The organism is Tissierella pigra, from assembly GCF_018917845.1.
GTDB lineage: Bacteria > Bacillota > Clostridia > Tissierellales > Tissierellaceae > Tissierella > Tissierella pigra.
In genome coordinates this window covers 3,238,465-3,257,337 of the sequence record NZ_JAHLPJ010000001.1, presented here as the reverse complement: position 1 = coordinate 3,257,337, position 18,873 = coordinate 3,238,465, and the positions used below count along the sequence as shown (strand labels likewise).

Sequence of the window (18,873 nt, the reverse complement as noted above, 5' to 3'; positions counted from 1 at the left end):
GGAGGAATTTTTATGAAGAAAAAGGTATTGTTATTTGTTTTGTCAGTAGTTTTAGTATTATCGGTTTTATCAGGTTGTGGAACTAAGGAAACATCTGGTAATGATTCAAGTGATGTAATAAAAATAGGTGTACTTGAGCCTATGACAGGTTCCAGTGCAGCAGGCGGAGAGATGACCGTAGAAGGCATTAAACTTGCCAATGAAAAGGTAAGCACAGTTTTAGGAAAAAAAGTGCAATTAGTTATAGTGGACAATAAATCTGATAAGGTGGAGGCAGCCAATGCAGCTTCTCGTCTTGTAGATAAGGATAAGGTAGTTGCCATTATAGGTAGTTATGGTAGTTCATTATCCATGGCAGCAGGAGATATAGTTAAGAATGCAAAGGTTCCAGCTGTAGGTTGTTCACCTACCAATCCTCTAGTAACTTTAAACAATGATTATTATTTTAGAGTATGCTTTATAGACCCATTCCAAGGTACAGTTATGGCAAACTATGCGTTTAATGACTTAGGTGCAAAGAAGGCTGCCATAATCCAAGACGTACAACAAGACTATTCAGTTGGACTTTCCTCATATTTTAAAAAGGCATTTGTAGAATTAGCAGGTTCAGAATCTTCAATAGTAGGAGAATCATCTTATAATACAGGAGATCAAGATTTCTCAGCTCAGCTTACAAATATTAAGTCTCTTAATCCAGATGTAATATTTGCCCCTGGAAACTATGGTGAATCAGCACTATTAATTAAACAGGCAAGAGAATTAGGTATTACTGTACCAATTCTTGGTGGGGATACTTGGGAAGCTGAAGAATTCTTAGAAATAGGTGGAGATGCAGTAGAAGGGGCAGTATATAGTACCCACTTTACATCAGAGTCTCCAGTTACTGAAGTATCTAAGACTTTCCTTGAAGATTATAGAAATAAATTTAATAAGGAAGCAAACGCTTTTGCTGCTTTAGGATATGATGCCTATATGATTATTATAGATGCCATTGAAAAAGCTGGTGAGGCTGATCCAGTTCTTATAAGAGATAATATTGCAGCTACTGAAGGCTTTATAGGAGCTACTGGAAATATTTCTCTAGATGTAAATGGAGACGCTGTTAAATCTGCTGTTATCAATAAGGTACAAAACGGTAAATTCAGTTATTTGACTACAATAGAACCAATAAAATAAAACTTTACTGGAGGAATTATTATGAATAAAGAGTTCCTACAACATATGGCTAATGGTATTTCACTGGGGAGTCTTTATGCTCTAATTGCCATTGGATATACTATGGTTTATGGAATACTAAGGCTAATTAATTTTGCCCATGGAGATATTTTTATGCTTGGTGTTTATCTAACTTTCTATGGCATAACATATACTTCCATACCTTGGTATATAGTATTTATTCTTGCTTCAGTTATTACTGGATTTTTGGGAGTGACTTTAGAGAGACTTGCTTATAAACCTTTAAGGGGTTCTCCTAGAATTACTATTCTTATATCAGCCATAGGTGCATCATTTTTATTACAAAATGCAGGAGTATTAGTATTTGGGGGAAGGCCAAAGGCTTTCCCCACTCCTGAAGTATTCAATAAGGTAATAAGTATTGGAGAAATTTCTGTGGCTTTAGTTAATTTTATAATTCCAATTGTTACACTGATTCTTTTAGTTATTTTAAATTTTTTTATTCAAAAGACAAGAACGGGAATGGCTATGAGGGCATTATCGAAGGACTATGAAGCTGCTAGTCTTATGGGTATAGATATTAATAATACAATATCTATTACTTTCTTTATAGGTTCATTTTTAGCAGCTGTAGGAGGTATTATGTGGGGAATAAAATATCCTCAGCTTATGCCTCATATGGGTGTATTACCTGGTCTTAAATGTTTTATAGCAGCAGTTATAGGTGGCATAGGGAGTATATCGGGAGCAGTCCTTGGAGGATTTATTCTAGGTCTTGGAGAAATACTTCTTATAGCATTTTTGCCTAGTTTAACAGGCTATAGAGATGCGTTTGCCTTTATATTATTAATTATTATACTCCTAGTAAAACCAACAGGTTTAATGGGAGAAAAAATAGCGGAGAAGGTGTAGCCTATGAAGAAAAACACTGTTTTTAATATAATATTAATTGCATTAGTCCTTGGTATATTAATATTGATGAATGTATTTTTGGATAATTATAAGGTAACAGTTATAAATCTTTGTGGAATCTATATAATCCTTGCTTTAAGTATGAACTTAATCAATGGTTTTACAGGGTTATTTTCTTTAGGTCATGCAGGGTTTATGGCCATAGGTGCTTATACTGTAGCTATACTTACTATGCCTGTAGCCACTAAGGAAATGAATTTTTATATGAAACCAATGGTTCCATTTTTATTAAATCTTAATATGCCTTTTATATTTGCTTTAATATCAGGTGGATTAATGGCTGCACTATTTGGATTTTTAATTGGTGCACCAGTGCTTAAATTAACTGACGATTATTTGGCAATTGCAACTTTAGGGTTTTCAGAGATTATTAGAATTGTAATTGTAAATCTTCAAAGTATAACCAACGGTTCATTGGGACTTAAAGGTATACCAAAGCTTACTATAAATAATAAACCTAACCTTTTATGGTCTTGGGGTATAGCCATCCTTATTATCGTATTTATGAATGTTCTTATGAAGGGAAGTTATGGTAAGGCTTTTAAGGCAATTCGTGAAGATGAAATTGCTGCAAGGTCCATGGGAATAAATTTATTTAAACATAAAGTCCTTAGTTTTACCATAGGTTCATTTTTAGCAGGAATAGGTGGTGGGCTTCTGGCAACATCTTTAGGAACTATAGACCCTACACAATTTAAATTTGCCCTTACATTTAATATTCTTCTAATGGTTGTTTTAGGGGGTATGGGTAATATAAATGGAAATGTGGTATCTGCCATAGTTATAACTATAGCCATGGAGGCTTTAAGGTTCTTAGATGAGCCTATTAATTTAGGGTTTACTGTAACTTCTGCATTACCAGGACTTAGAATGGTAGTGTTTTCTTTAATTTTAATGCTAGTAGTTATATTTAAAAAAGATGGATTTGTGAAAAACACCCTAGAGAAAGTGAGGGGTAAATATGCTAAAAATTAGCAATGTAACTATGAAATTTGGAGGAGTAGTTGCAGTAAATAATTTTACAGCAAATATCAACAAAGGAGAAATTGTAGGTTTAATAGGACCAAATGGTGCAGGAAAAACTACTGTATTTAATGTGGTTACAGGAGTATATAAACCTACAGAAGGGCAGGTTTTGTTTAACTCAGGAGATGAAAAAGTAATATCTGCATTGAGACCAGATGAAATAGCATATTTAGGAGTATGCAGAACTTTTCAGAATATAAGATTGTTTAAAGAACTATCGGTTTTAGATAATGTTTTTATAGGAGGACATTTAAGGCTAAAATCAAATGTATTTTCTTCCATACTAAGACTTCCAAGTTATAACAGAGAAGAAAAGGAAATGTTGGAGAAGTCTAATTATCTCCTTGAAAAAGTAGGTCTATATGGTGAAAGAAATGAAAAGGCATTTTCTCTGCCCTATGGGAAACAAAGACGGCTTGAAATAGCCAGAGCTTTGGCTACAGACCCTAAACTGCTGCTTCTAGATGAGCCAGCAGCAGGAATGAATCCTCAAGAAACAGGAGAGCTAATGGAATTTATTTCTGTGATTAAGGAGGAGTTTGATCTAACTATATTTTTAATAGAGCATCATATGGAGGTTGTAATGGGAATTTGTGAGAAGATATATGTGTTAGATCATGGAACTCTAATAGCAGAAGGAAATCCAGAGGAAATCCAAAATGACTCTAAAGTTATAGAAGCATATCTGGGGGTGGACTAATGCTAAGTATAAAGAACCTTCATGTTAGTTATGGCGGAATCAAGGCCCTAAGAGGAATTAATATTGATATAGCAGAAAATAAAATAGTTACTTTAATAGGTGCCAATGGTGCAGGAAAATCTTCTACTTTAAGGGCAATTATGAACTTAGTAAAGAAGGAAGATGGAAAGGTTGAATATAATGGTGATGATTTAACTAATCTTAAAACCATGGATATAGTTAAGAAAGGCATAGTCTTGTCCCCGGAAGGAAGAAGAGTATTTGCCAACCTTACTGTAGAGGAAAACCTTATTCTAGGAGCTTATACCAGAAAAGACAAATCTGGAATAAATGAAGATATAGAAAAGATATATAACTTGTTTCCACGGCTTAAAGAAAGATCATGGCAAAAATCAGGCACTCTATCTGGAGGAGAACAGCAGATGCTTGCAGTTGGAAGAGCCATGATGATAAGACCAAAGGTACTGATGCTAGATGAACCATCTTTAGGTTTGGCACCACTATTGGTTAAAGATATATTTGATATTATAAAGGAGATACACAGTCAGGGAAATACGATTCTATTAGTAGAGCAAAATGCAAAGAAAGCCTTAGAAATAGCAGACTATGCCTATGTATTAGAAACAGGCTCCTTAGTATTAGAAGGAAAAGGAGAGGAACTGTTGAATAATTCCAAAGTAAAAGAAGCCTATTTAGGCAGCCAATAGTAAATAAAATAACTCCGATTTCTACTAACAAAAAATCGGAGTTATTTTATTTGTAATAGTAATGTAACTTCTTTCTTGTCTTATTTGGGTATAATATAATTAACTAAAAATTTAAAATTGTCAGTGTGAATAAAAGGGGGAGATTATATGAAAAAAATTGTATCTTCATTGTTATTGGTAATTATTTTATTAACAAGTACCTTGTCTTTTGCCTCTATGGAAGATAAGCTAAGTAAACATTGGGCTAAAGATTTAGTAGATAAGGAATTCCTATCCTATTATTTTCCTTATTTTGCTAAGGATAGTTTCAGTAAATTTGAGCCAAATAAAGAGATGTCTAAGAAAGATTTTGCCCTTTCATTGGCTTCACTTTTTAAAGACTATGACATAGAACCTACAAATAGTATTGTAGTAGATAGTATTTTAACTAGGAGAGAAGCAGTAGAGCTTATTGGGGAAAAACTAGTTGAATTAGAAAATATTATAGACAAAAAAGAAGAAATTCCTTTCAAAGATATTAATACAATGGACGAAGAAAGCATAGAATTATTAGTAGTACTATTTAATTTGAAGATTATTTATGGTGTTTCAAATACAGAGTTTATGCCAGATGGTAATCTAACTCAGATAGAATCCATAATAATCTTACAAAGGCTGAAAGGAGTCTTGGAAGAAATGAGAGGAATAAGAGAAGTATCATTTAATGTTTCAGGTATAGTTGAATCTTATAACAATCAAGAATCAGTAATAGTAAAGGAAGATAAGGACAAAGTATTAGTAACTATTACGAAAGAGTTTCCTACTCCAGGATATTCCCTTGGAGTTGAGAAAGTAGTAAATGGAGGAGGGAACTACAAAATATACTTGGATATTAAACCTCCAAAAGAAGGAATGATGCAGATGCAAGTTATAACCTATAAAACCATGACTATAGAGATTCCAAAAGAAGAATCTATGAAGCCACCATATATTTTTAATGTAATTGGATTAGAAAGCAATCTATTTAGAATATAGATTGCTTTTTTCATACATATAATGGTAATATTAGTGACACTAAGAAAAAAATTTGATACAATTAGTATAATGCAAAATAGATAGGTGGTGGTATTGGTGGAAATAGATGAAAAAGATTTATTGAATTTAAAATATTTATCACCCAAAAAAGAATCTTTGAGAGTTTCTATTATTTATTTAATCTTAAGTTTCATAGGAATGTATTTGTCATATTTATTTTTATATAAGAATAATAATCTGGAAACATACAACTCTGTACAGTTTTACAATAGCCTAGGCTTTATAATTATAACTGCTATTATAATATATTTTTCAATTTATAAAAGACTAAATAAGATAAAGGATATAAGCTTTGTTTTACATAAAAATATGGACAAATTATCTGTAGCTAAAAAAGACCTTGCAGATATGGAAGGAAAATTAAATAAAGAAAAGACCTTATCCGATAGTATATTAAAAAATTCTACTCTTGTAATATTTACTTGGGATTTAGAAGGAAGGATTACAAGCTTTAATCCTTATGGAGAAGAGATAACAGGATATAAAGAAGATGAGCTAATAGGAGAATCTTGGATAGATTTGTTTCTACAGGAAGAGGAAAAACCTAAAGTTGAAAATCTTATTAAATACATAAAAACAGGTAAATCTCTTAAAAACAGTATAGGAGATATATGGACTTCTAAGGAAGGCAGAATACTTGAGTTTATATGGACAGATTGCCCTGTCTATGATGAAAATAAGAATGTAGTTGAAATAATTTCCTTTGGTACAGATATAACAGAACAAAAAAATCTCGTAAAAAAACTAAAACACTTGGCATATTTTGATAGTATGACTGGTCTTCCAAATAAAAGTATGTTTAAAATTGAAGGGGAAAGATTGATAGAAGAAGCAAAAGAAAAAGATATAAAGCTATCACTTTTATCTATAGATATAGACGATTTTAAACAGATAAACGACGCATTGGGACATGATTTAGGTGATGAGCTATTAATACATATATCATCTGTACTGGAAGAATTTAAAGGGGTGGATAATTATCTGTATAAATTAAGTGAAGATGAATATGCCATTATTTTATATGATATAAAAGACCATAAAGATGTACAGCTAAAGACAGAGCGAATATTGAAGGAAATTCAAAAACCTTGGTGTATTAATCGAGAAGAATTTATTGTGTCAGCCAGTGTAGGTATAGCAATATATCCTAGAGATGGAAGTAGTTTCTCACAGATGACTAGATCCTCCAATATGGCAATGCAGCATATGAAGAATAAGGGAAAGAATGGATATACTTTTTATGAAAATAAAATGGGCAAAAGAATACTTGAAAATACCTTTATGGTAAATCAAATAAGAAAAGCCATAGAAAAGGAGCAGTTTAGTCTTCATTATCAGCCTATTATAGATATAGAAAGAAATACTATTTATGGAGCAGAGGCTCTTATTAGGTGGTTTCATCCAGAAAGAGGATATATTCCTCCAATGGATTATATACCATTAATAGAAGAAACAGGACAGATATTTGATATAACTTCTTTAGTTTTGCAAATTGGATTTAAACAAAAGATGATTTGGAATGAAAAAGGATATTCTAATCTAAAGTTATCCTTAAATATTTCAAGTAAATCTTTAGTAAATAGGAATATAAGTGATGAAATAGAAGGACTTTTAAAGAGATACAATATAAAACCTAATGAAATTATATTGGAAATTACAGAAACCTCTTTTATGGATAATATAGATAATTCCATAAATGTATTGACAAAACTTGAAAAGTCAGGGATAGGAATATCTTTAGATGATTTTGGAACTGGATATTCATCTTTGGCTCAATTAAAAAGGCTGCCAGTTCACAATGTAAAGATGGATAGGGAGTTTATTAGAACCATGAAAAGGCATAGTGAAGAAGAAGTAATAGTCAAATCCATTATAGAGTTGGCTCATACATTAGGTCTTAAAATAACAGCAGAAGGTATAGAAACAGAAGAACAAAAAAATATCCTTTTAGAGGGACGATGTGATTATGGTCAAGGACATTATTTATCCAAACCAGTAGAAGCAAGTTCCTTTGAAGGAATATTATTAAATTATAAAAAGGTGACAGGCTATGAGTAAAAAACGAGAAATTGCTGGAAATGCTTTGATGATTTCTATATTTACACTAATATCTAAGGGCTTAGGTTTTATTAGGGAAGTTATGATTGCTAATAAGTTTGGATCTGGTATGGAAACAGATACTTATTTTGTAGCCATTACTGCCACTGTCATTATAATGACAACCTTAGGGGCAGCTTTAAACACTACTTTAATACCTATATTCTCCGAAATTGGCGAGAAGTATGGGAGAAGAGGTAAATTAAAATATTTGAATAATATATTAAATATAGTATTTATACTTACCATATTTATAGTAATACTTGGATATATATTTTCTCCATGGATAATTAAAGTATTAGCCAATGGATTTCAAGGAGAACAATTTGAGTTAGCTGTAAAATTAAATAGAATAGGACTTCCCATAGCTATATTTCTGGGTATTAACTATGTATTTTCAGGGTTGCTGAATAGTAGTCAAGTTTTTGGTCCTCCTGCCATATCTGGATTACCATATAATTTTGTATTTTTGATTTATTTATTTTTCTTTGCAAATGAAGGAAGTATTATAACCTTAATGATAGTTTCTGTAATAGCGGCTTTTTTACAGCTTTTAATTTTAATACCAGCAGTTCATCATATGGGGTATAGATATAGTCCAAACGTGAATATGAGAGATAAATATTTGAAGAGAGCAATGGTACTTATAGGACCAGTTCTTATTGGTTCAGCAGTACAGCAAATAAATGTAATTATAGATAAGACCTTGGCATCAGGATTAATAGAAGGAAGTATATCTGCCTTAAACTATGCCTCAAAGATTAATGATATGGTTATAGCAGTATTTATAATGGCAATAACTACAGTAATATTTCCAATGCTTTCTCAAGCCTTTTCACAAAATAATGATGAAAAGGTAAAAGAAATATTGGGGCAGGGAGTAAATATTATACTAATTGTAACAGTTCCTGCAACTATTGGATTACTTATATTAGCAGAGCCCATGGTATACTTATTTTTCCAAAGAAATGCCTTTGATGAACTGGCAACTTATATGACAAGTCAAGCTCTTATATTTTACTCCATAGGGCTTATAGGTGCATCCCTTAGATTGATGTTAAATAGAGTATACTATTCATTACAGGATACAAAAACACCTATGATAAATGGAATCATAGCAGTAATTATAAACTTAGTGTTAAACTTAGTCTTAATAGAACCTATGGGTCATGCAGGATTAGCTTTAGCAACTAGCATATCAGCTACAATAACTACAATTATGCTATTTGTATCCCTAAGAAAGAAAATAGGACCTATTGGGTTATTCAAATACCTTCTATGTTTTGCAAAAACTCTAGCTGCCTCCTTATGTATGGGAATAGTAGTATATTTAATATACTATAAACTAGGAGCAATTATAGGAACTACGAAACTAATACAAATGGTATTGTTACTAGGTTCTGTAGTAGTGGGGGCAGCACTTTACTTTGGACTTTGTATAGTCTTTAAGGTAAAGGAATTGGGAATGATATTTAAAAGATAGTGAATAGTGAATAGTTTAAAATAAAAGAGCTAATAGTGAAAAGATTAATCTTTTCACTATTAGCTCTTTAACTAAGGATGACCTTTGGTCATCCAAACTATTCACTATTCACTATTAGTTATTCACTATAAATTATGGCAGGCTACAAAATGTCCTTTTATTCTTTCTTCAAACTTTGGTGTTTGTTTTCTGCATATATCTAAAGAATAGGTACACCTATCTACAAATCTACAGCCTTCTTTGATATTAATTGGACTTGGTACGTCTCCGTGAAGCATTATTCTTTTTCTATTTCTTTGTATATCAGGGTCTGGTATTGGTATAGCTGATAGTAGAGCTTTTGTATAAGGATGTAGTGGATTTTTATATAGTTCTTCTGAATGGGACAATTCCATCATATGACCTAAATACATTACTCCAACTCTATCTGAAATATATCTTACCATGGATAAATCGTGGGCTATAAAAAGGTAAGTAAGACCAAATTTTATCTGTAATTCTTTCAAAAGATTAACTACCTGTGCTTGAATAGATACGTCTAAGGCTGATATAGGCTCGTCGCATACGATAAACTTTGGATTTAATGCTAAGGCTCTTGCAATTCCTATTCTTTGCCTTTGTCCTCCAGAGAATTCATGGGGAAAACGCATGGAATGTTCTTCGTTTAATCCTACTAGTTTAAGTAACTCTATTACTCTTTCTCTACGTTCCTCTTTATTTGTGTATGATTTGTGAATATCTAAAGGTTCTGCTACTATATCTTCCACAGTCATTCTAGGATTTAGGGAAGCATAAGGGTCTTGAAATATCATTTGGAAGTTCTTTCTTACTTCCCTCATTTCGTTTATGGAAAGGTCATATATATTTCTTCCATTAAATATTAATTCTCCATCTGTAGGGTCATATAGCCTTATAATAGTACGACCAGCAGTAGACTTTCCACATCCAGATTCTCCAACTAATCCAAAGGTTTCACCAGGGTATATATCAAAAGTAAGCCCATCTACAGCTTTAAGCTTTCCTTCTCCTACATCAAAATATTTTTTTATATTTTTTGCAGATATTAAAGGTACTGTCATTAGGATTCACCCCTTTCAGAGTCTTTTGCCATAGGATGATTTAACCAGCAACGACTTCTATGGGTTGCACTGCGACTATGAAACTCAGGCATATAATCTTTACATATTTTCATGGCATTTTCACATCTATCATAGAAGGAGCAACCTTTAGGTGGTATATAAAGATCTGGAGGTGTTCCGTCTATGGAGTGAAGTGGCTCGTTTCTTGACATATTTAAGCTTGGAACAGATGCAAGCAGTTTTATTGTGTAAGGATGACAAGGAGCTTTAAATATTTCATCAGTTAAACCTTCTTCCAAGATTTGTCCTGCATACATGACTATTACCTTGTCGCTCATATCTGCGACGACTCCCAAATCATGGGTTATTAAAATAATTGCCATCTCCAATTTATTTTGAATTTCCTTCATAAGCTCTAAGATTTGTGCCTGTACTGTAACATCAAGGGCTGTAGTTGGTTCATCAGCTATAAGCAGCCTTGGAGTAGATACCATTGCTAAAGCTATCATTACACGTTGCCTCATACCACCAGAAAACTCATGAGGATATTGATTGACTCTTTTTTCTGGTTCAGGAACTGCTACTAAGTTCAACATTTCTACTGCCTTTTTCTTTGCTTCTGATTTTGATAATCTTTGGTGTCTTATTAATCCTTCTACAATTTGTTTTCCTATTTTCATAGTTGGATTTAAAGAAGTCATAGGGTCCTGAAATATCATGGATATTTCATTGCCACGAACAACCTCCATTTCTTTATCAGATTTATCCAGTAGGTTTTTTCCATTGAATATTATTTGTCCATTTTTAAAAAAAGCAGGTGGCATAGGAAGCAGTTGCATTATGGAATTTGCCGTAACAGATTTTCCACATCCAGATTCTCCAACTATGGCTACAGTTTCTGAGCTTCCTACATCAAAACTAATATTTCTGACTGCTTCCACTTCTCCAAAGAAAGTTTTAAAGGATACTGATAGGTTTTTAACTTCCAGTAGTGTTTTCATTTCTCCACCTCTCTATTTACGTAGTCTTGGGTCTAGTGCATCACGAAGCCCATCACCAAGCACATTAAATCCAAACATAATAAGGGAAATAAATATGGCTGGTATAATTATTTGGTATCCGTTACCTACGGCAAGTCCTGCTAATCCATCATTCGCTAAAGAACCAAGGCTTGATTTTGGTGCTTGAAGCCCAAGTCCTAAGAAGCTTAATGTGGCTTCAGCAAATATGGCTCTAGGAATAGTAAGGGTAATATTTACTAGAATAGGTCCCAATGTATTTGGAATTATATGTTTTCTAAGTATCCATGGCTTGGTTGCTCCCAAGGATTCAGCAGCTAAGGAGTATTCTGACTCTTTAAGCTGAAGGACTTGACCCCTTACTAAAATTGCCATAGGTACCCAGTCTGTAAGAGTCATGGCAAGTATTAATACAAATAAGGAAGTGCCAGAGCCTTCACTGGAGAAGACTACTGATAAGAGAATTACTATAAGTAAATAAGGGATACTATATATTACTTCTGCAATTCTCATCATAATATTGTCAACTTTTCTTGTTGCTATACCAGAAAGTCCTCCGTATAAAATACCAATGATAAAATCAATTGTTGCAGCAAGGATTCCTATTATTAGGGAGTATCTAGCTCCAAACCAAATTCTTGTAAACTGATCCCTGCCAAGTTCGTCAGTACCGAACCAATGAATGGCATTGGGATGTAGATTGATTTTACTATAATCTTGTTCAAAATAACTATAACCGTTAATAAGCGGTCCTATAATGGACATTAAAATCATAAGAAGTATTATAGTAAGACCTACCATGGAAAGTTTATTTTGTCTCAGTCTACGCCAAACATCAGACCAATATTTTATACTGGGACGTCTGATTTTCTCTGGGTTTCTATCTTCATGAGGTACAGGGCGAAACATATCTTTTGATAAATTGATTTGATTATCCATTAGCGTCCCTCCTTGGTAAGCCTTATACGTGGGTCAATAAATATATATGCTATATCTACTAAGAGAAGCAAAACTATCAATATAATTGCATAGAAAATAGTTGTCCCCATTATAAGTGTATAATCTCTGTTATTAATTGATTGAACGAAGAATTTTCCGAGGCCAGGTATTCCAAAGATTTTTTCTATAACAAAACTACCTACTAAAAGGTTAGAGATCAATGTTCCAAGGACAGATATTATTGGAAGAACTGCATTTCTTATGGCATGTTTCAATATAACTATAGATTTAGATAATCCTTTAGATTTTGCAGTTTTGATATAGTCTTGACCTAAAATTTCTAACATACTGGAACGCATAAGCCTTGCCATATAAGCCAAAGGCATTAAAGACAAAGCCACTGCTGGAAGGAAAGTATGTTTAAATTCTCCCCAACCTCCAATAGGAATCCAACTAACATTTTTAGCTACAAATTGAATAAGTATTGTACCCATTATAAAGCTAGGGACAGAAATACCTATAATGGCTATTATCATAGAGATATAGTCTGGAAACTTATTTTGATATAATGCAGCTAATGCGCCTAAAGCTGGTCCAAATATTAATGCAATAAATAGGGCTTCTAAACCTAAATAAGCTGAAACTGGAAAGCCTCTACGAATCATGTCATTTACAGTTTCAACCTTTGATTTCATAGAGTCTCCAAAATCTCCTTTTAAAAGATTTTTTAGATAGATAATATATTGTTCTGGAAGTGGTTTATCTAAACCATATTTTTTCTGTAGATTTTCATAAACTACCTGAGGCATTTTACCTTCCTTTCTGAAAGGGTTACCAGGAATGGAGTGCATTAAAAAAAAGGTAATAGTTATAATAGCCCAAAGAGTAATGGCAGACATAATAATTCTTTTGAAAAGGTACTTTTTCAAAATTTTCCCTCCTTATATAGTAGGGCGAGCTAGGCTCGCCTCTACCTTTATTTATTTATATCAGCATAAGTCAGCTTTGGATAGTTTACCAATGGCTTATATACACCTGTTACATAGGATTTTTGTGCATATGGTTGTGTATAGAAATAAACAGGCACTATAGGCATATCTTCCATAACAATCTGTTCTGCTTTTCTCATTGCATCAAAACGCTCGTTAGGATCAGGGCTGGTTTTGGCTATTTTCACCAATTGGTCGTATTCAGGGCTATTATATTTTGCATCGTTGAAAGAGGAGTTGCTTTCCCATAGTTCAATAAATGTAATAGGGTCCATATAGTCTCCGATCCAACCAGCACGTGATATATGGTAGTCTCCAGCTTTTTCTCTATCAAGTTTAACTTGGAAATCAACGTTTTCCAGCTGAATTTCAATGCCTAAATTAACTCTCCACATTTCCTGTGCTGCTTGAGCAATTTTTTTATGAGCCTCAGAAGTATTATATAGAATGACTATATTTTTAAAGTCTTCGATTTTCATACCTTCTTCAGCTAAACCTTCTAGGAATAACTTTTTACCTTCTTCCACATTATATTCTACTAGTTTTCCTACAGCATCACGATATTCTTTACCGTTTTCATCAGGTAGTCCAAAAGGAACAACACCTTCAGCAGCAATTTGACCGCCTTGAGCAATTTTATTAACTATAGTTTGACGATCTAAAGTCATAGATAGCCCTCTTCGAACCTTAATATTGTTAAATGGTTTGACTTTAGAGTTTAAATTATAGTAATAAGTACCAACCTCAGCACCTATGATTAATTCAGGGTTATTATTATCCTTCATTTGAGCTACTACAGCCTGTGGCAATGGAGTTAAGAAATCATAATCTCCGCCTTCGTATTTTTGCCATGTAGTATTTTCATCATCAATAATATCAAAATCTACTCCATCTAATTTGACACTGGCTGAATCATAATAGTTTTCATTTTTTCTAATTTTAATAGTAGCATTATGCTCCCATTCAGTTAAAGTAAATGGTCCATTGGACACATGAGTACTGGCATTCTTTGCCCAATCAGGATCAGACTCTACAACTTTTTTATTTACAGGATAAAGTGTATAAAATGCTGTTAATTCTAAGAAGTATGCAGTAGGTGCTTCAAGAGTTACTTCAAGTGTTTTGTCATCTAAAGCTTTAACTAATACATCATCAACTGTTCCTTCCCCAGTATTGTAAGCTTCGCCACCTTTAATATAATAAAGTTGATGTGCATAGTCTGAAGCTAATTCGGGGTCTAAGGCTCTTTTCCATGCAAATTCAAAGTCATGGGCAGTAACAGAGTCACCATTTGACCATTTAATATCATCACGGAGAGTGAAGGTATAAGTCAAACTGTCATCTGAGATCATATATTCCTCTGCCATACCAGGAACAACTTTTAAGTCTGGATCAATTTTCATTAACCCTTCAAATGTATGGTCTAATACCCAAGATTCATGGGTTCCTTGAGCCAACGCAGGGTCCAATGAACCTGGTTCACTGCCATTGTTTGTCCTTAAAATCTTTGCTTCTTTTTTACTTTCACTAGGTGGTGTAGCAGATGAATCTGTACTTGGTGTATCTGTAGGTTCCTTTACTTCATCTCCACCTTTAGGTACACAGCCAGTGATTAATAAGGCTATTACAAGTAACAGGCTCATTATTACTATAAAACTTCTCTTCATATTAAAGCCCCCTTTTAAATATTTAAAGTAATACTTAAGTAATTATATTTATTTTTCAAAAGGAATAGAACTTTAAAGAAATAATAAAACAACTCCGATTTTTAAAGTTAGTTTTAAAAATCGGAGTTGTTTTTAAGATTTCTTTTTTTTATAACACCTATAGTTAAAGTAAGTAAAGGAATTATGAATTGAAATGGTATAACATAGTACTGATAAAAGCTAATAAATCTTGCCATATCCATAGTACTTTTAAAAATAAATCTAGATAAGATTACCATTATAATACATAGGATAATGAGAAATCTTTTATGTTTTTTTATGTTAAAGAGCTTTATAAACCCAAGGGATGCGGCATATAAATAAGTTGTAGCCTTTGCAAAGCTAGTCAATGTTAGATTTGAGGAAACAATGATTTCGATTCTTTGAATAAAATTAGAAATCGTTATTATGGAGGTAGCAAAGTCAGATCTAAAAAGTACATTATTTACGTTTGGAAAACCTAATAATAAAATATTTCTAAAGACATTAATTAATAGAAAAAAGCCACCTATGAGAATACTATGGATATATACCTTAGTAAAATCATTATTGTCATCAGCATAGGCCGAAAATACTAAGAATACTATAGTTTCAGCAAAGGGGAAAGTAATAAATAAATAACTATTAACCATGACTGGCTTTAATCCATTATACAGTATGGGCATAAGATAGGAATAATCAAATTGATTGAATCCTAAAATGATTGTAGTAATAATCAAAAGTATAACAATAGGTAGAATTAGTTTCGCCCATGTAGAAAAAGCAGAAAGACCAGCATTTATAGTATAAATAATAAGAATCCCAATAAGAATCCCTGTAGTATATTGAGAAGTATCAGGTAAAGAGGCTACTTGAATATATTCTGTCATAGATCTTAAAATCATAGTGGCTAGATGAAAAAAATGAAAGCTATAAGCCAAAATAAAAAACTTACCTAAAACTTTACCATATGTCTTTATAAAAATATCAAAGAGCCCCATTTTAGGGAATAACTTTGCTATTTTGCCATATATAAGTGCAAGAGGCATAGACATTGCTATTGCTATTAAAATAGAAATCCAAATATCTTCTTCTCCATGGATATTTCCAACGAATATTAGAGAAGTTCCAAATATAAATATAACCATCAATGATTTATACTGTGAGCTACTAATTTTTTTATTTTCCATCAATTTTACCACCTCTTAGGGTTACTGTTTTTCTGTTATATTTTTAAATAGGTTTCCACTACCTCTAATATGAATATCTGCATCTACATCTATATCTAATTCTTTAAAAATACTATCCCAATTAGTTTCAATTTCCTTCCATAAATCAGGCATTCTCTGTTTTACTATATTGCCAAATCCAAATATATCTAACCCATAATCAGTTTGTATAGTTTTAATAAATTGAAGAATATCATCTTCCAGTGATGTTTCAGCTATAGTTTTAATTCTATTAATACTATTTTCATGAAGAGTATCTATTTGCCCATTTGTTTCTCCTATGCTTACTATGGTTTTTATTTTAATTTCCATGACCAGTTGATTATTTACTATCTTTGGTCTAACTTTTGTTTTATTTTTAAATATCTCTAAGGAGATAGTAGTATTTGAAATATCAAAAATAAAAAGTCCACCTTTAATTTCATTTCTAATAAAACGAAGACACTTAATATCATCTAGTCCTAAAAATCCCTCTAATGTATCTTGTTTGAAAATAGCACCACCAGATAGTACGATGGTTTCTAATCCTTCATTTACTTCCATACTAACAGTAGGAATTACAGGATATAATCCTGGAGTTCCTATATGATTAGTTAATTGATAAACAGAAGTATTGGGAACTTTAGATAGTTGGTCATTAGAAACAATCATGGTGTCTATTTCAAAGGAACGAATATCAGTAGAGACAGATTTGAGATGAAGTATTTCATTGGCAGTATATTCATCAGAAACTACCATATACATATTGATTCTAGTCTCTGAGTCTCTAAATATAAAATCTAAGATAGGTATAATACTATCCTTAGCTACATCTTTGCTCACTATGATTACTGACGTATGTCCAAAGTATAATTTCTTTGCCGTAAGATTAATCATATTTCTAACGCAATCAAAAATTGATTTTCCGTCTGTACTTAATCTTAATGAAACAAACTTTGGCTCTTTAGTAGATTCATCTACATCTATGATTTCAGCGGTTAATTTGTAGCCAATAGGACTTTTATCTATGGCTATTCCAGCCACAGGAGAGAGCTGTTCAATTTCTATATAATTTCCACAACCTGTAACAAAGCTTAAAATCATAAATATAATTAGTATAAAAATAAAAGATTTATTCATGGTTTTTACCTCCATTACTACAAATATGGTTATTTGTCATATATCTAGGTCTAAGCCTCATATACCATGCAGGAGATCTTACGGCTGTATCTTTTAAACTTTGCATATTAAATGTAGTTAAATTTGACATATATGGTATACCAAAGGAGTCAAGTTTAAGCAAATGAATAAGGAGAAATGTCATTCCTATAATATATCCATATAGGCCTAATATAGAAGAAAGAAAAATCAAGACTATTTTTATAACATTTGAAGCACTGTTTAGATTCGGAGTTATTAAACCAGCAATCCCAGACATTCCAACTACAATAATTATTGGAGCACTGACAAACCTAGCATCTACAGCTGCAGTTCCTAGAACTAATGCCCCTACTATAGATAATGCTTGCCCAATAAATGAGGGCATTCGTGCTCCTGCCTCCCGAAGTTCCTCAAATACGATTAGCAGCCCAATAAGCTCTAAAATTGTAGGCAATGGAGTAGATATTCTAGAAGCATAAATACTCATCATAAGTGGAGTAGGGATAAACTCTTGATGTTGGGTTACTAGTGCTAGATATATAGGAGGAATACTTATGGTAGAAAGGAACCCGAATATACGAAGAATCCTATTTATAGATGCAAAATAATAATTTAAACTATAATTATCAGCAGATTGGAAAAGCTCTATGAAAATGTGAGGCAGAGTCATTACTACAGGAGAACCATCAACTAAAAGTGCAATTCTTCCTTCTAAAAGCCTTGACGCTACTACATCTGGTTTTTCCGTACTTCCAGTGGTTTCAAATATGGAAAAAGGTTCTTTGTCAATATACTCTTGAATATATTTTACATCAAGGATTCCATCAATTTTAATGGCATTTAATTGACTGTATAAGTTCTCTAAAATTTTCTCCTCTGCTAACCCCTCTATATAAGCTATACAAATATCTGTATTGGTTATATCTCCAATGGTCATAAAATTAAATTTTAATTTATTTGATTTGATTTTCCTTCTAATCATAGACAAATTAACCATTAAACATTCATTAAACCCTTCCCTTGGACCACGAAGAGATTTCTCTACAGTAGGTTCTTCAATATTACGGGTTTGCCAACCTTGACTTTTTATAATAAGACAATTGTTCTCGCATTCTAAAAATAGAGCAGTATGTCCCATTAGAACTGCATCAACTAATTTAGATATATCTTTAGTTTTTTCAGAGGAGCATGACATAATAATTTGATCTTGGAAAGTGTCCATTTGGTTTAAATTAGATGAAATCCTATTTGTAATAATAGGTTTTATTATATATTCACTGATTATATTTTCATCAACCATTCCATTAATAAAAAATATACAGCAAACCATATTGGGATTAAATTGGTTTTGAAGTTTTTTTATTTTTAAAGTATTATCGTCTTTAAATATTTCCTTCATTAAATTTATATTTTCATCTAAAGAGTAAGATATATTATAATCTTGTAAATTTTTCATAATATCCACAACCTTATATAAGTTTATTTGTTAGCTTTACCAAATAGAGTATTTTTATGTTGTCTTATATAAAATTAAATCTATGATGAACCAATGGATTTT

16 protein-coding genes are annotated in these 18,873 nt (G+C 32.2%); 8 read left to right on the top strand and 8 right to left on the bottom strand.

The window, feature by feature from the left end; genetic code table 11:
- Positions 1–12: 12 nt before the first annotated feature.
- The 8 genes from KQI41_RS15990 (at position 13) to murJ (ending at position 9,235) form a co-directional block, all read left to right on the top strand.
- Positions 13–1,176, top strand: a complete 1,164-nt coding sequence (locus KQI41_RS15990) for an ABC transporter substrate-binding protein (RefSeq protein ID WP_216585679.1) — start codon at positions 13–15, stop codon at positions 1,174–1,176.
- 21 nt (positions 1,177–1,197) lie between these two features.
- Positions 1,198–2,088, top strand: a complete 891-nt coding sequence (locus KQI41_RS15985; protein ID WP_154438528.1) for a branched-chain amino acid ABC transporter permease — start codon at positions 1,198–1,200, stop codon at positions 2,086–2,088.
- A gap of 3 nt (positions 2,089–2,091) precedes the next feature.
- Complete coding sequence (locus tag KQI41_RS15980) at positions 2,092–3,123, top strand: branched-chain amino acid ABC transporter permease (RefSeq protein WP_154438526.1); 1,032 nt, start codon at positions 2,092–2,094, stop codon at positions 3,121–3,123.
- Positions 3,110–3,874: an ABC transporter ATP-binding protein gene (locus tag KQI41_RS15975; RefSeq protein WP_216585678.1), complete on the top strand. Its 765-nt coding sequence runs from the start codon at positions 3,110–3,112 to the stop codon at positions 3,872–3,874. The genes KQI41_RS15980 and KQI41_RS15975 overlap by 14 nt, the downstream gene beginning before the upstream one ends.
- Complete coding sequence (locus tag KQI41_RS15970; protein WP_216585677.1) at positions 3,874–4,581, top strand: ABC transporter ATP-binding protein; 708 nt, start codon at positions 3,874–3,876, stop codon at positions 4,579–4,581. Before KQI41_RS15975 ends, KQI41_RS15970 begins: the two co-directional genes overlap by 1 nt.
- 147 nt (positions 4,582–4,728) lie before the next feature.
- Positions 4,729–5,595, top strand: a complete 867-nt coding sequence (locus KQI41_RS15965) for a protease complex subunit PrcB family protein (protein WP_216585676.1) — start codon at positions 4,729–4,731, stop codon at positions 5,593–5,595.
- A 96-nt stretch (positions 5,596–5,691) separates the two neighbouring features.
- Entirely contained in the window at positions 5,692–7,713 is a 2,022-nt protein-coding gene (locus KQI41_RS15960) for a sensor domain-containing protein (RefSeq protein WP_216585675.1), read from the top strand.
- On the top strand, positions 7,706–9,235 hold the full coding sequence (murJ, locus tag KQI41_RS15955; RefSeq protein ID WP_216585674.1) for a murein biosynthesis integral membrane protein MurJ: 1,530 nt from the start codon (positions 7,706–7,708) through the stop codon (positions 9,233–9,235). The genes KQI41_RS15960 and murJ overlap by 8 nt, the downstream gene beginning before the upstream one ends.
- A gap of 125 nt (positions 9,236–9,360) precedes the next feature.
- On the opposite strand, the gene KQI41_RS15950 is transcribed toward murJ, so the two are convergent.
- The 8 genes from KQI41_RS15950 to KQI41_RS15915 all read right to left on the bottom strand — a co-directional run bounded on the left by KQI41_RS15950 (position 9,361) and on the right by KQI41_RS15915 (position 18,771).
- Entirely contained in the window at positions 9,361–10,314 is a 954-nt protein-coding gene (locus KQI41_RS15950; RefSeq protein ID WP_216585673.1) for an ABC transporter ATP-binding protein, read from the bottom strand.
- Positions 10,314–11,315 carry an ABC transporter ATP-binding protein gene (locus KQI41_RS15945; RefSeq protein ID WP_154438513.1) on the bottom strand — a complete coding sequence of 334 codons (1,002 nt, stop codon included), beginning with the start codon at positions 11,313–11,315 and terminating at the stop codon, positions 10,314–10,316. The genes KQI41_RS15950 and KQI41_RS15945 overlap by 1 nt, the downstream gene beginning before the upstream one ends.
- 12 nt (positions 11,316–11,327) lie before the next feature.
- Entirely contained in the window at positions 11,328–12,272 is a 945-nt protein-coding gene (locus KQI41_RS15940) for an ABC transporter permease (RefSeq protein ID WP_280634062.1), read from the bottom strand.
- Positions 12,272–13,201 (bottom strand): ABC transporter permease, encoded by a 930-nt coding sequence (locus KQI41_RS15935; protein WP_154438511.1) that lies wholly within the window; start codon positions 13,199–13,201, stop codon positions 12,272–12,274. The genes KQI41_RS15940 and KQI41_RS15935 overlap by 1 nt, the downstream gene beginning before the upstream one ends.
- 47 nt (positions 13,202–13,248) lie before the next feature.
- Positions 13,249–14,928, bottom strand: a complete 1,680-nt coding sequence (locus tag KQI41_RS15930) for a peptide ABC transporter substrate-binding protein (protein WP_216585672.1) — start codon at positions 14,926–14,928, stop codon at positions 13,249–13,251.
- A gap of 113 nt (positions 14,929–15,041) precedes the next feature.
- Positions 15,042–16,136, bottom strand: a complete 1,095-nt coding sequence (locus KQI41_RS15925) for a GerAB/ArcD/ProY family transporter (protein WP_216585671.1) — start codon at positions 16,134–16,136, stop codon at positions 15,042–15,044.
- A gap of 21 nt (positions 16,137–16,157) precedes the next feature.
- Positions 16,158–17,294, bottom strand: coding sequence for a Ger(x)C family spore germination protein (locus KQI41_RS15920; RefSeq protein ID WP_216585670.1), 1,137 nt, complete (start codon positions 17,292–17,294; stop codon positions 16,158–16,160).
- The gene (locus KQI41_RS15915) at positions 17,287–18,771 is read right to left on the bottom strand and encodes a spore germination protein (RefSeq protein ID WP_216585669.1); all 1,485 of its coding nucleotides are present in this window, start codon (positions 18,769–18,771) and stop codon (positions 17,287–17,289) included. Before KQI41_RS15915 ends, KQI41_RS15920 begins: the two co-directional genes overlap by 8 nt.
- Positions 18,772–18,873: the final 102 nt, after the last annotated feature.